Source organism: bacterium (assembly GCA_039961635.1).
Taxonomy (GTDB): domain Bacteria; phylum 4484-113; class 4484-113; order JAGGVC01; family JAGGVC01; genus JABRWB01.
The window spans coordinates 15,158-28,600 of record JABRWB010000021.1 but is presented as its reverse complement, the minus strand read 5'-3'; the positions used below and the strand labels follow the sequence as shown (position 1 = coordinate 28,600).

Annotated in this window: 13 protein-coding genes; 8 read left to right on the top strand and 5 right to left on the bottom strand. The window is 56.1% G+C overall.

What is annotated here, in order from left to right:
* Nucleotides 1-243: 243 nt before the first annotated feature.
* Complete coding sequence (locus HRF49_03510; GenBank protein MEP0813718.1) at nt 244-1,509, bottom strand: DUF3084 domain-containing protein; 1,266 nt, start codon at nt 1,507-1,509, stop codon at nt 244-246.
* Nucleotides 1,510-1,695: 186 nt separating this feature from the next.
* On the opposite strand from HRF49_03510, the gene HRF49_03505 reads away from it, so the two are divergent.
* The 5 genes from HRF49_03505 (at nt 1,696) to folK (ending at nt 4,636) form a co-directional block, all read left to right on the top strand.
* Nucleotides 1,696-1,986: a hypothetical protein gene (locus tag HRF49_03505; protein ID MEP0813717.1), complete on the top strand. Its 291-nt coding sequence runs from the start codon at nt 1,696-1,698 to the stop codon at nt 1,984-1,986.
* Nucleotides 1,987-2,018: 32 nt separating this feature from the next.
* Nucleotides 2,019-2,270 carry a hypothetical protein gene (locus tag HRF49_03500; protein MEP0813716.1) on the top strand — a complete coding sequence of 84 codons (252 nt, stop codon included), beginning with the start codon at nt 2,019-2,021 and terminating at the stop codon, nt 2,268-2,270.
* A 77-nt stretch (nt 2,271-2,347) separates the two neighbouring features.
* On the top strand, nt 2,348-3,538 hold the full coding sequence (locus HRF49_03495; GenBank protein ID MEP0813715.1) for an aminotransferase class I/II-fold pyridoxal phosphate-dependent enzyme: 1,191 nt from the start codon (nt 2,348-2,350) through the stop codon (nt 3,536-3,538).
* Between the two features lie 28 nt (nt 3,539-3,566).
* Nucleotides 3,567-4,082 (top strand): hypothetical protein, encoded by a 516-nt coding sequence (locus tag HRF49_03490; GenBank protein ID MEP0813714.1) that lies wholly within the window; start codon nt 3,567-3,569, stop codon nt 4,080-4,082.
* 14 nt (nt 4,083-4,096) lie between these two features.
* Complete coding sequence (gene folK, locus HRF49_03485; GenBank protein ID MEP0813713.1) at nt 4,097-4,636, top strand: 2-amino-4-hydroxy-6-hydroxymethyldihydropteridine diphosphokinase; 540 nt, start codon at nt 4,097-4,099, stop codon at nt 4,634-4,636.
* Here folK and HRF49_03480 read toward each other — a convergent pair.
* The 3 genes from HRF49_03480 to HRF49_03470 all read right to left on the bottom strand — a co-directional run bounded on the left by HRF49_03480 (nt 4,633) and on the right by HRF49_03470 (nt 8,067).
* On the bottom strand, nt 4,633-5,493 hold the full coding sequence (locus HRF49_03480) for a hypothetical protein (GenBank protein MEP0813712.1): 861 nt from the start codon (nt 5,491-5,493) through the stop codon (nt 4,633-4,635). The genes folK and HRF49_03480 overlap by 4 nt on opposite strands.
* A gap of 71 nt (nt 5,494-5,564) precedes the next feature.
* The gene (ffh, locus tag HRF49_03475; GenBank protein MEP0813711.1) at nt 5,565-7,052 is read right to left on the bottom strand and encodes a signal recognition particle protein; all 1,488 of its coding nucleotides are present in this window, start codon (nt 7,050-7,052) and stop codon (nt 5,565-5,567) included.
* A 55-nt stretch (nt 7,053-7,107) separates the two neighbouring features.
* Nucleotides 7,108-8,067: a polysaccharide deacetylase family protein gene (locus HRF49_03470; protein MEP0813710.1), complete on the bottom strand. Its 960-nt coding sequence runs from the start codon at nt 8,065-8,067 to the stop codon at nt 7,108-7,110.
* A gap of 258 nt (nt 8,068-8,325) precedes the next feature.
* Here HRF49_03470 and HRF49_03465 point away from each other — a divergent pair, with 258 nt between their 5' ends.
* The 3 genes from HRF49_03465 (at nt 8,326) to HRF49_03455 (ending at nt 12,925) form a co-directional block, all read left to right on the top strand.
* Nucleotides 8,326-10,059 (top strand): hypothetical protein, encoded by a 1,734-nt coding sequence (locus HRF49_03465; protein MEP0813709.1) that lies wholly within the window; start codon nt 8,326-8,328, stop codon nt 10,057-10,059.
* A 162-nt stretch (nt 10,060-10,221) separates the two neighbouring features.
* Nucleotides 10,222-10,386 carry a hypothetical protein gene (locus HRF49_03460; GenBank protein ID MEP0813708.1) on the top strand — a complete coding sequence of 55 codons (165 nt, stop codon included), beginning with the start codon at nt 10,222-10,224 and terminating at the stop codon, nt 10,384-10,386.
* A gap of 361 nt (nt 10,387-10,747) precedes the next feature.
* Nucleotides 10,748-12,925, top strand: coding sequence for a hypothetical protein (locus tag HRF49_03455; GenBank protein ID MEP0813707.1), 2,178 nt, complete (start codon nt 10,748-10,750; stop codon nt 12,923-12,925).
* Between the two features lie 17 nt (nt 12,926-12,942).
* Here the strand turns inward: HRF49_03455 and HRF49_03450 are convergent, their stop codons facing one another.
* Nucleotides 12,943-13,341: a hypothetical protein gene (locus HRF49_03450; protein MEP0813706.1), complete on the bottom strand. Its 399-nt coding sequence runs from the start codon at nt 13,339-13,341 to the stop codon at nt 12,943-12,945.
* Nucleotides 13,342-13,443: the final 102 nt, after the last annotated feature.

The following is a 13,443-nucleotide window of genomic DNA, read 5'->3' as shown; positions in this document are numbered from 1 at the left end:
CCGGCGATTTCGCAGCCGCGGAGCGCGAATCATGAGGCAAAACGCGTGAAGGAATCCGCCGTCGCGGCCTTTCCGGATGCGTTTGCAAACATGAGACGGAACCTTCCTTTCGCGATTCCGCCGGTCGCGGCCATTATATCACAATCCAATAGCAAAGCTCTTTTGCCGACAAAGGCTGTTCAGTATTGAAAAAGCCCAGAAATGCAGACTTTGGGGTATATATGCTAGCAGCGACATATGTCGCTATCTATATCTGATTTTCAGATTGTCCAGATTTCCGAGCGTGTAGACATCTTCGGTTGATACGAACTCTACTGTCACCGCGGAGCCATCCTTGGCAATGCGGCTTATCAAATTTCTGATGTAGTCGTAGTTTAGACTGCCGACATTGCCCGTGTCTATGTTCGGAAGCAGATTTCGTTTGTCCGCTTCCGCCCTCACGTTTCTGATCGCTGTGGCGAACAGCTCTTCCACCTTTTCTCTGCTTGCCCCCGCCGGAATTTCGATCCTCGTTATCACTTCGTCTTTTCTGAAGCAAAGGGAGTTGTCTATTACTACGAAGTCCAGGCCGACCGCGTCGTCGGGAAGAACGTTTTGCGATGCCGAAACGACTATCGCTTTGTCTTTTGTTGCGTTCGCCAGCCCGCTCATTAATTCTTCCAGGCGGCTGGAAGGAATGTTGCCCAAGCTGTATCCCTTGGATGCGAGCTTCTGCTTCAGCAGACCCAACGTAGCCATTATCGCCTCCCTGACCTGGGCTCCTGTCCAGTCTTTTTGAATCGATATATACGCCAGCGGTTGATGTGCGCCGATTAATATATTCTGTGTGCGGAGGCTGCCCAGCACTTCTTCCAGCGTGCGGATTCTCGATTCGATTTGCGCTGCCTGTTTTCGTAGATTCTCGTTCGCGGCTTCAAGCTCTTTTCCCGTTGTTTCCAAAGCGGCAATTTCCCCGGACAGCTCGCGCTTGCTTGCGGATAGCGATTCGTTTTCCCCGCTTAATTTCGCGATTTCCTTCTGCAGGGTTTCGAGCTTTTCAGCGGTGTCCTGAATTATTTTCTGATTTTTGTCCAGCCGATCTTGAAGTTCGCGGAGTTTGGATTCTTTGTCAAGGAGTTCGCTTTGAATTGAATCGAGGGCCGTTTGGGATTTTGCAAGTTCGCCTTCGATTTCGGATCGCTCTGCTTCCTTTGACTGCAATTCCTCGGCAAGCTTTGCAGTCCTTGCTTGGGCAGCATCATAGGCTTGGGTGGCGGCCGCGATCTCTGCCTGAAGCTCCGCCGTCTGTCCTTTCAGCCGGTCGTATTCGAATACCCACGTGCGCACATCACGGGAAAGCAGTGTCAGCAGCAAGAACGTTGCGAGGGCGATGAAGATACCGGTAATAACTGCAACATACGATCCTACCCGCCTGGGTCTAATTCCGGCTACAGAAATTCGTTTTTTCGCTACCTGGCGTCCAACCACGTCGCCCAAGTACGCGACCGTGGCTGAAATCAACGCCAACACGATAATAATCCAAAACGCACGCAAGCAAGGCACATTCTAACAGGCCGCGGACTGCAGGAAGCGGAATCCGACGCTCGCGGAGCGGATTTGTTAAAAGTCGTAAAAGGAGCACGAGGAATCGAACTTTTTAATCCAATCCGCAATCAATAGGACTGACCGCAGTGGTTGGCTGCGGACTTTCGATTAATGGAGCAGGCTGTGATCTCGCTGGAAAACGTGTGGAGTTTTGAAAACGGATATCGGGGTATCCTCGATTTTTCCGTCGTCGCCGGTTGCGCCGAAGAGTCCCCCGGCAATCGTATTTCCGCGCGGGCGGTCGAAGGCGCCGACGGCGAAATCAACATTTTGCACGAAGACAGACTTCTTTCGTTTCTTTCGGCTTACAGCGACAACGCATCGGAAACGTTGGAGTGGCTTCGCAGGATGCTGGGCTGGCACTTGGATTATTTCCGTGCGCCTGCACTTGCGATTGCATAGCGTCACCGAATTAAGGCGCAAGGAGTTGGCAAATGGGATGTGAAATCATCGTCAAAAGGCTTGCGGAAACAGGGAACAACTCGGTTTTTCAGTACGAAATTACTCTTCCGGATTTGGAATTGTCCGGCGGAAGAAAGCTGCTGGCTAGCGGCGACGGCGTGGTGGTCTCCGCGAAATCGGCCGTGATTATCAACCGGGAAAGCGAGCTTGCCGGGATTATAGAATCCGCCGGGCTGTGCCCGAAATCCACCATCGGCAAAATAAAGGAGCTTGCGCTCAACTGACAATTTTGGCCGGGCAAGCGCCCCGCCGGTTGCCGATTTGCCTGTGATATCATCCGGCGGTTTTCCCGGAGGAAACTATGGCGGATTTGCGCGGCGGCGCACGATTTGAAACTCTTCAGCTACATGCCGGCGAAGACGGCGACCCGATGCACGCGGGCTTTCCGCCGCTGTACATGGCGTCCAGCTTTTACTGCACCGACACCGAAACCGCGCAGGATTTCATGGCCCACAAGGAAAAAGGGCACATTTACAGCAGGTTTTCCAATCCTACGGTCGCCGTGATGGAAAAGCGGCTGGCGGCCCTCGAAGGTTATGACGAATGCGTCAGCGCGTCCAGCGGCCTTGCAGCAATCGCCCAACTCGTGTTCGCTCACGTGAAGCCGGGGGAAAACCTTGTCAGTGCAACAAAAATTTACGGCGGCACCTATGGGATGCTCAACCGGGAAATAGCCGCGCTGGGAATCGAAACGCGATGGGTGGACGACGCATCCGACTGGGCCGGCTGGAGAAAGGCGATCACTCCGAAAACCAAGATGCTCCTGTTCGAAACGCCGGGAAATCCTTTGTTGAACATCGTGGATATCGAACAAGCAGTAGCGATATGCCGCGAGTACGGTTTGATTTCTGTTCTGGACAACACGTTCGCCACGCCTTATCTTCAGCCGGTCGCGCATCTGGGAGTGGATGTGGTGGTTCACTCGCTTACGAAATACATCGTCGGCCACGGAACGGTAATCGGAGGAGCGACGATCGGCCGCAAGGAGCTGATGAATCCGGTGCGCTGGGGGCCGCACGCAAACTTGGGGCCGACGTTTTCGCCATTCAACGCGTGGCTTGTACTGATGGGGCTTGACACACTTTCAATTAGGATGGAGCGCCACAGCGAGAACGCGATGGAGCTTGCGAAGTGGCTGCGCGTTCATCCGAAGGTTAGCTACGTATATTATCCGGGGCTGCCCGATTTTCCCGGCCACGAAATCGCGAAGAAACAAATGAAGATGTTCGGCGGGATGGTCGGATTCGGCGCGGCGGGCGGTTACGAGCACGCGGTCAAAACCCTTGACAGCTTGAAGCTGATCAAGCACCAGACGAGCCTTGGCGACGTGAAGACGATTATTCTGCATCCCGCAAGCTCGACGCATTTTCCGGTGCCGGAGGACGTGAAGCTCAAGTTGGGCATCTTGCCGGATTACATAAGGCTGTCCGTGGGTTTGGAGCACGTGGACGATTTGAAGGAGGACTTGGATAGGGCGTTAAAATCATTTTAGCGCGGAAACTTACAAGTAGATGCATGAAATGAAATACTGTTTTCGTGACCTAAAATTCAAAAAGCTGCTTGCGCAGATAGTTCCGTTGTTTCTAATAGCTGCCGCGCAGATTCTTGCGCAATCTGGTCCCGCACAAGCGCGCCTTCCATACAGCCGCAAGGAAGACAAAAAGTGCTACTACTGCCATGCGGACTGGAAGAACGCGCCCAAAATCCTTACCGAGCAGGGGAAGTGGTATGCGGATCACGACCTGACTTTCGAAGGGATGCCCGCGGAGCTTATCCCCGGCCCGCCCGAGCCCGTTCCGGAGGAAGAGCCGAAGCCCAAAGGCCCGCCGGTAGGCGTGATTATCGGGATGGGATTTTTCGTCGTGATGATCGGGATGATCGTCGTTTCCATATTCAAGGCGCCGGTCAAGGAAGTATCTGCAAGCGATGCCGCAGCAGGAATAGATCCGGGCGCTGTTTCCGATATTGACTCGGACGTCGCGGAAACCAACGGGCACTCGCCGGGCGGCGGCGATAAAAAGGAAGATGGCGCTTGATGTGGCGCAGCCCAATGGAATTGCGTGGCGCGGAGTTTGCACTTTCATATATCGGGATAGGCTCCAACCAGGGCGACAGGCTGGCGAATCTTTCTGAAGCGATTTACATTCTTTCGGGGATTCGCGAAATCCAGGTCGCGAACGTATCGTCCGCCTGGCGCAGCGACCCGGTTGGAATGCCACCCGGCACGCGTGAGTTTCTCAACGCCGTAATAGCGTTAAAAACCGTACTCTCGCCCAGAGATCTCCTTTCGACATGTCTCGGCACAGAGCGGCTGATGGGGCGCGATCGAAGCTGGGTAATATCCGACCGTCCGATTGATTTGGATTTGCTTTATTTCGACGGGTTGGAGATACGCGAACCGGACTTGATCGTTCCCCACCCGCGTGCGCACACCCGCACCTTCGTTCTCAATCCATGGATTGAAATCGCGCCGGGATTTACGCTGTACGGCGCGACACTGGAGGAGTGGCTTTCCATGATTCCGGAACCAGAAAGGGTAGATTGCGCTTGTGCAGGGCCAATTCCTGACTACGACAAGCTTAATCGTTAGCGCTTTGCGGAGAATTTGTCGGCGGGCTTTGTCGAAAACTGTTTCTTCTTCGGTTGTCCGCTCGATATGAGTTTGAACAGCGCTTCGCTTACTGTTTTGCGTCTGTATTTTTGAAAGGCGAAGGCGTGGACCAAGGCGTTGGAGCCGAAAAACAAAGGAGCGCAGAAAACCAGAGCACCTGCCGCAATGAATACAAAAGGCAGGATCATACCCAGCGCCGGATGCGGATACATCGAAAATACGATCGCTCCAGCCAATGCAATGATTGTTGGAACGCCGAACAGCCCCGAAACTTCCGAGACGAAAAATTTATTGGTTCTGCCCGCCAGCGGGACGTTGCCGACTAGCTTTTGATAGGCACCGCCAAGCTCATACGCCGCCCAAGCTTTCCAATATGCGGTTTTACGCTCAACCGAGTTGCTTTTGCTGTTTGGTTTGTATCCCAGCCATCCGCCTTCCTGCGCCGCAAGAAAACCCTGTACCAATTTCTCTTTGGTTTCCAGTTCCTGGTGGTGTGCGATGCGGTCCCAAAGTTCTTCGCCGAGCTTCGAATTTAACATCATCCCAACAATCAGCAGCACGATGCCGACCGCGATCATTACAATCGCTGCAAGCTCGAACTGCGAACTGGTGACCATACCCCAGCCCGCTTCGGCCGCCTCCAAATCCATCGGAAGTGTAAGAAGCCAAGAAAACTTAGCGAGAGTGATTATCCCTGCAAGGCCGAAAGCCCCTACAACGTAAGGGCCGGTCGCGTCGCTTACAACCGCGTCGCGAAGGAGCTTCGCAAGCGCGCCTGCCGCGTCCCGTCTTCGAGTTAGAACTGATAGATTTGCCGGAATCGGAATCTTTGCCATTCGCAGGAGTTCTCCTGATTCATTATAGCAAATCGGACAATGCAAAGTTTACGCTGCCCAAGAAGTAAGTCCTACTTGCGCTTTTTTTGCATCTTCCGCTGTTTCATTCGCGCTTGGCGCTCCGCCTTGGCCTTGGCCTTTTGCTCCCTCGATTTCCCCGTGGCTTTATAGGCAATGTACCCTTGAGAGATGCCGTTTCCGCCAAGATATTTTCCAATCGGCGCCGCGGGACCGGCCGGCGCTCCGCCGCCGAAAATGTTTGCCAGGCCTCGCCCGCCCGCGAACATCTTCATCATCTGTTGCATCTGGGCGAATTGGGACAAAAACTGGTCCACGTCCGCAGGCTGAGTGCCGCTTCCGGCGGCGATCCTTCTTTTGCGGGAAGCATCCAGAATTCCCGGCGCTCTGCGCTCCTTTGCGGTCATGCTCAGCGCGATCGCCCGCGTCACCTTCAGCCTTTCTTCTCCGACATCCACCATTTCGTCGGAGATATTTACTCCCGGCAGCATTCCAAGTACTTGCTTGATCGGCCCCAGCTTTTTCATCTGGTCCATCGCCGCGAGAAAATCGGACACGTCGAATTTGCCTTTGGCGAAGCTTTCGGATACGCGCAGCGCGTCCTCTTCCTCGATCTCCCGCTCCGCTTTTTCGATAAGCGACAGCACATCGCCCATTCCAAGAATTCGGCTGGCCATCCGTTCCGGGAGGAACGGCTCAAGCATTTCCACCTTCTCGCCGGTGCCCACCCACCGGATCGGCTTGCCCGTTACCGATTTGACGGAAAGCGCAGCGCCCGCGCGCGCGTCGCCGTCGAACTTGGTTACGACCAATCCGGTTATGCCGACTTCTCTGTCGAATGTCTCGGCGACGTTCACCGCCTCCTGGCCGGTCATCGCGTCCACCACAAGGTAAGTTTCGGACGGGGACGAAAGCTCCTTTATCCGGCGCACTTCTTCGACCAGCTCCGCGTCAATATGCAGGCGGCCCGCCGTGTCCATCAATAGGGCGCGGAATCCTTCGCGCTTCGCTTTTTCCAGCGCGTCGGCTGCGCCGTCGATTGGCGACTTCACCCGGTCCGAGAATACCGGCACGCCGATTTGCTCTCCGAGCACTTCCAATTGGTCCACCGCGGCCGGCCTGGACAGGTCCAGCGCGGCAAGCATCGTTTTTATTCCGTTTCGCTTGAAGCGCAGCGCAAGTTTGGCGGCGGAAGTTGTTTTACCCGAACCCTGAAGCCCCAGCATCAGGATTACGTTCAATCCGCTTTTCAGCTTGTCGGGAGGTTCGAGCTCCTTTCCGCCGAGCAGCTCGACAAGCTCGTCGCGCACGACCTTTACCAGCATTTCAGCAGGATTCAGGCTGTGGATGATATGAACGCCCTGCGCCTTTTCTCGAACGCGCTCAAGGAACGAGGTTGCAACTTTGAGATTGACGTCTGCTTCCAAAAGCGCGATGCGGATTTCGCGCAGCCCTTCGTCTATCTGCGCGGAATTGAGCTTGCCGGCTCCGCTCCATTTGCGGAAGACCTCGCCCAGGCGATCGGTTAGTCCGGTGAAAATCGACACGGCTGCGGATTATATCAGTGTGGAATCTTGGCGTCGGCGGAACGGACGGTTAACCGCTTTTTATGCGCCAATCCTCGTATTCGAAGTTCTTTTCCGCGGATTGCTGGTTTAGCGCGCTTTGGCTCATGTGCTCGACCATCTGGCCGAGCGTCACGATTTTATAGCCCCTTGCTTTGATTGATTCGATTATTTTCGGGAGCGCCTTCACGGTCGCGTCCGAGCCGCTGTGCATCAACAGAATCGATCCGTTCTGCAGGTTCGACATCACGCCTTTGTAAATCTGGTCGGTGTCGGAGACGTCCACGTCCTTTGTGTTGTAGCTCCACAGCGCGACCGCAAGTTTTTTGTCCGCGATGCGCGCCAGCGTGTCAGCGTCGTATCTGCCTCCCGGCGGGCGGATGAACCGCGGATAGCTGCCCGTAATTTGATAAATCGCGTCCTGCGTCTGGTTGATCTGGTAATCCACCTCGTCCGGTGGAAGTTTGGTCAATCTGAAATGGTCGTATGTGTGGTTGCCGATTTCGTTGCCCGCCTGCCATACCTGCTTTACCCACTGGGGATGGCGGGTGGCCTGAAATCCGACCATAAAAAACGTCGCGTGAACGCGGTAGTGCTGGAGTATCGCCAATATCTGTGCGTAGTATTCGGGATGCGGCCCGTCGTCGAATGTGAGCGCGACTTCCTTCCTCGCGGGATCGCCCCGCAATACTCGGAACGCGATGGGGTTGCCCTTGGAATCCCGGTTGATCTGCTGCGCGATCGTCTCGTCCAGCAGGATGTCGTCCCTGCTGTCTTCCCTGGCCGACTCGAACTTGAAATACCCGCCGCCCGGGCCGGACTGCACCTCCGCGCCCACTCCGTATGACGACGTGTCGCCGTCGAAAACGTAATACGAAGCTCCCGTTTCCTCGTCGGTCACGTGGCTTCCCGTGGCCACAATCAGCATCAACGCGCCGAAAGCGGCCGCGAAAACGGCTCTGACGCATGCAGGAATAGCCAGTTTCCTCAACTTGAACCCCGGTCGATCTCGAAAAAGATAAAGACGGCCGGATTCTAGCATCCGAATCCGCGCCGCGCAATAGGCTTCGCGCGTGTACCCGAAAGGCAGTGGAACAACTTCGGAATTGCGTGCCATGCGCAAGCCCGGCGGAATTTACCAAAACGGGCCGCTTTCGCTTGACTGACCGGTCAGTATTCGATAATATTAAGATGAGCTGTGCGTCCGGTCGGGCGCGTATTTTTGCATGCCTTTTTCAAGGAAAGGAGAGTGAAGGAATTGCGTATCGTTGCATTGTGGGTCTTTATAGTGCTTTTCCTTGCACTCACGGCCTGCGGCGGCTCCGAACGTAACGTCAATATGAGTTACGGCGGAGGCTCGCTTGCGTTCTTAATTGATCAAAGCGGATCGCCGTCCAAGCTGCCGCTTGCCGCGGGCGTGGAGGAATCGTCGTCGGGAGTCGTTGTCACCGTTTCCACATCGGAGGTGACGACAAATGAAATCTTCTTCAAGTTGAATTACGACGCCTCGAGGTTCAACCCGAAGAACGTCGAATTCACTGGCGCAATGGGCAAGAGCGTGGATATCGCGATCACCGACGTGCCCGGATGCGTTGACGTGGGCACAAGCCGTATTCGGAACAGAGAAGATGCAGGAATCAGCGTTCGCGGCGACATCGTTCGTATCCACTTCGCGCGCGAATCCTGCGTCCGCAGACGTGCAAGCCAAGCTCCGCTTGGGCCGGAAAACAAAGTTAATCTTGCTGCGGTTGTCGTGGACGGTCAAGCAACATTGTCATGGACCGAAAAGAACTGCGGTGACTACGACAACAACGGCGAAGTCGGCGTCTCGGATATCACGCCAATCGCGATCAACTACGGCGTGGCATCTGGCCAAATTCTATCGCTTGTTGACGGTGACAAAAACGGCGAAATCGGCGTATCGGATATCACGCCGATTGCCACGCATTATCAAAACGCGATCGCCGGATACCGGGTAAACGTCAAGCGCGGCGCATCTTTTGTCGCAATTCCTAATCCTGTCAATCCCGGCTCGCAGTGGACGGTGGATCGTCCTACAATTGTTCCCAATGACCGGCCGGTTACTTACACGTTCAATTACACTTTGGAACCCACGGATGAGGAAAGCTTCAACACCATGCCGATTTGTCCGAACGGCACTGTCGGCGTTGCATCAAACACTACAGGCGGCGGCCCGGAGCCGATCCCGATTCCTCCAAAGGTCACAGGAATGAGCGCGGCCGGCGATGAATCGTACGGCGAGGGCGTCATCCGCCTCAACTGGGATGCAAGCACCGATCCTTACCTCGACCACTACAAGCTGTGGTGGCAGGAAGGCGGCGACGGCACCCAGTTGGTGGCTTGCCCGGGATTTGACAACATTTCCGCAAGCACGACGACGGTGGATATTCCGGACTGCGAACGCGGAGTGACATACTGGTTCGCAATATGGGCTTGCAACTTCAACGAAAACCAGATTGAGCAGCACGGCCCGCTGTCCGACATCGTAAGCGCGCAGGCATGGTATGACGTCCCGCCGATTCCGGATTTCACGATTACGGGATTCACGCGCGACAGGACAACGATTATGCCGTCCGAAACAGCGAACATCTCGGTGCAAACTTCGCATGACGGAACCGAATTCGAGCAGTACCTGACCTTCACGTGGACGGTCAAGTCGGGCAACGGCTCGATTATCGGCTCTTCCACTTCGCGCTCGATAAGCGCCGGTGTGACGGGCAAAACAACCGCCACATTCGAGGTGACGGTTGACGATACGTTGCACCAGCATACTGCAAGCGCATCTATAATCGGAACGACGATGGCGCCTGTAGGCGGCAACTTTAACAACAGCAATGTTTTCGTCCTCGGCCCCAACTGGTTGTTCACCGGCGAAAGCTACGTGCATGGACCCAACCACCAGTTCGCGGAATGGGCGGACGATCAAAAGGTAATCCTGCTCAACTTCTGGAGCTACTGGTGAGGTTACTGCGTCGGGGAGTTCCCCACTTTTCAAGCTTGGTATGACGATTACAACGCGCAGGGCTACTACCAGATCGAAGTTTGCGAGGACAGCAAGGACCAGAACTGGAATTTCTACGAAACGAATTCGTACACATGGACGGATTTGTATTTCGCGTCGGGTGTGCTGAATGCATACAACGATTGGGTGGGCGGTTCCACCGGAATTCCGCAGACCTACTTGCTAGATCGCGATGGCACTTGCCGCAAGGCAAGACTCGGCGGCAATCCTCCCGACGCGGAATTCCGCGCCGCAATCGAGGAATTGCTAGGCGAGAATTTCCAGTAAAACCAGATTCGTCAAGCAAATCTAAGGACGCCCTTCGGGGCGTCCTTTTTTTTGGAATTATTTAAGTAATTTATCGGGGAAATGATTAGTAAACGTTGATCCGCAGGAGTGGATGGCCGTTCGCAACGCGCGCTTTGCCCCGGTTTATGGCAATCCGCCCCCCCCGCAATACCCGCATGCCGTCCGCTGACCTGCCGGTCACTTCCATAGGCACTTTTTCTGATTTCAAGCCGTTTTTCGACCTGATCTCTTGCATTGCATTCGGAAAACTGGTATTCTGTATATGCCTTACTTTAATGTGTACCTTTATCGGGTGCCCCGGGGGCGGGCCCCTTGGCAATCAAAACCAAGGAGTGAAGCAGTGAGAAACGCATTGTTGGTCGTACTTATCCTATCGCTTGCCGCTGCGTTCGCCTGCAGCAGGGGCGGCTCTATGCAGGCTCCTTCGCCCGAGGCGGACGGCGGCTTTTCTCTCGTCAACCTAAGGGACGGCTCGGCGCTGCCCCTCGATCTAGCGGCGTCTCCCTCCGCGGGCGGCGTTGACTTGACCGTATCCACGCGGGGCGAAGTCCGGGCGGACGAGTTCCTGTTCGGCATCGTCTACGACGCGACGCGCTACACGCCGGGCGCCGTGACGTTCGCCGGCGCGCTGGGCGAGAGCGTGGACCTGGCGGTCACCGACCGGCCGGGCCGCGTCGATATCGGCACCAGCCGCATTCGCAACGCGGGCGATCCCGTGGGAACCGCCAGTGGAGTCGTCGCCAGGGCGCACTTCGAGGGCCGCGCCTACGCGGGACGCAGCGTCAGCGGGCTCGCGCCGACGAGTCCCGACAACAAGGTGACCAATCTCGCCGCGATAATTGTCGACGGCCAGGCGACGTTGACGTGGACCGAACGAAATGTCGGCGACTACGACAACAACGGCGAAGTAGGCGTGGCGGACATCACCCCGATCGCGCTCAACTTCGGAGTGGCCAGCGGCCAGATCCTCTCGCTTGTGGACGGCGACAAGAACGGCGAAATCGGCGTCTCCGACATAACCCAGATCGCGCTGAACTTCCAGAACGCTATCGCGGGCTACAAGGTGAACGTCCTGCGCGGCACTTCCTGGGCGATGATACCGAACGAGTCGAACCCCGGCTCGCCTTACACGGTCGACCGCCCGGCTGTCGTGCCCGGCGACAGGCCGGTGACTTACACCGTGAACTACACGCTTGCTCCGGAAGACGAAGAATCGTTCAGCACGGCGCCCGTCGGCCCGGACGGCAGCGTGGGCATCATCAGCAACATCGCCGGCACCGGCGGCGGCCCGGTTCCCGTGGATCCGCCCGCGAAGGTTACCGGCCTCACCGCGCAGGGCGACCAGAGCTTCGGCGAGGGCGTCATCCGCGTGAGCTGGACAGGCCTCGACCCCTCGACGGTTGACCACTACAAGCTGTGGTGGCAGGTCGGCGGCGACGGAAGCAACCTCGTCGCATGTCCGGGCTTCGAGAACATCGCGAACGATGTGACCAGCGTGGACATCGGGGATTGCGCGAAAGGCGTGACGCACCACTTCGCCATCTGGGCGATCAACTATTCGGCGACGCAGATGGAGCAGCACGGCCCGCTGTCCGACATCGTGAACGCACAGGCGTGGTACGACGTGCCGCCGATTCCGGCTCTGGAGATTACGGATAAGCTTCAGACAAGAGATATCACGATTACAAACGACGCCGGTTCTGCGCAGACAATCACGCTCAATCCGGCAACGACGCTTTATTACGGTTCGCCCAGCGACACGATTAACCTCTCGGTTAAAACCAATCTCGACGCGGAATACCCAAGCGAGTTGGCTTATACATGGGCGATCACTGCGGGCTCCGGCACATTCGGTGGTAATACCGCTTCCTCGGCTGTGACGCTAACTCCCAGTGCAGCAAACCACATAACCGCAACCTGTACGGTCGATGTTCCCGCAACATCGGATCAGCAGGTCGCGACATTCGAAATAATTGTTACCACCACAAAGGCGTTGCTTGACAAGAACGGCCGCGTAGGCTACTTCCCCGCGTTTGTGGAGAAGTCGCTTTTGAGTGGCAACGATACGCCTTACGAGCCGTGGAGGCAGGGCAAGGTTACATGGTTCAATTTCTGGGGTGACACCTGCGGGTGGTGCCACGTTGAAATGCCGGGCTTAATTTTGTTGCACGATACTTACCAGTCTCAGGGATATCAGGGCCTTGGCTTCGTGCCTAACGGGTTGTTCAATCCAGGCGGTTACAATTCGGCAAAGGCATGGCTCGACGGCCATCCCGAAGAGAAGTTCGAGGAGAACTGGTGGGACGACGACAACTACGCCGCAAGCTCTGGAACCTTCTACAAGATCAAGGAGCTGTTTGCCAATCAGGGAACAGGCAACTTTCTGCCTCAATCCTACCTGATTGACCGCGACGGGATTCCGCGGTGGTTCGTTCCGGGCTCAATTCTCGGAGCAAGTGATCCGCCGGAAGTCGCATTAGAGGAGTGGGGACCGCGGATTGAGGATTTACTAAACTAGTCTTGACCGTTTACAGGCTAGGATGACTTTAGGCCCCGGAGAAATCCGGGGCTTTTTTTTTCTCTCACCTCGTTCGACTGCGCGACGGCAAGCGCGTTTCCGTACGGATCCGCGATTTCGCAGATCCACAGCCCGCCGCGGCTCTCGATGCCGGAAAGGAAACGCACTCCGCACCGGCTGAAGTGAAACACCGCGGAGTCTATGTCCTCGACCATAAGAATCGGGCGGGCGCCGCTTCCGGCGGGGGCGGTTGCATCGGGATCGTACTCCACGTAAATGCGCCCGTCGGGGATGTGAAAAACGAGGCGCTCGGGCGTGTCCACGAGCAGGGGAAGCTGCAGGATTCGACCGTAGAAATCGCGCGCCGGTGCGAGGTCGGCAACGCGAATCAGGAATCCTTCGGTCGCGCAAAACACGAAGGAAGTATAGCGGCAAGGTCAAAGCGAAATATGGCGCCAATCTCCGGATTGGCGAAATACCATAAAAAATCTGCCGCCGGACTACGGGTCGGCGTTTTT

Bases quoted from the DNA above. Each gene is read 5' to 3' on its own strand.
- HRF49_03495 (MEP0813715.1), top strand. From the start codon at position 2,348: ATGGCGGATTTGCGCGGCGGCGCACGATTTGAAACTCTTCAGCTACAT.
- folK (MEP0813713.1), top strand. From the start codon at position 4,097: ATGGAATTGCGTGGCGCGGAGTTTGCACTTTCATATATCGGGATAGGC.
- HRF49_03505 (MEP0813717.1), top strand. From the start codon at position 1,696: ATGGAGCAGGCTGTGATCTCGCTGGAAAACGTGTGGAGTTTTGAAAAC.
- HRF49_03490 (MEP0813714.1), top strand. From the start codon at position 3,567: ATGAAATACTGTTTTCGTGACCTAAAATTCAAAAAGCTGCTTGCGCAG.
- HRF49_03480 (MEP0813712.1), bottom strand. From the start codon at position 5,493: ATGGCAAAGATTCCGATTCCGGCAAATCTATCAGTTCTAACTCGAAGA.
- HRF49_03500 (MEP0813716.1), top strand. From the start codon at position 2,019: ATGGGATGTGAAATCATCGTCAAAAGGCTTGCGGAAACAGGGAACAAC.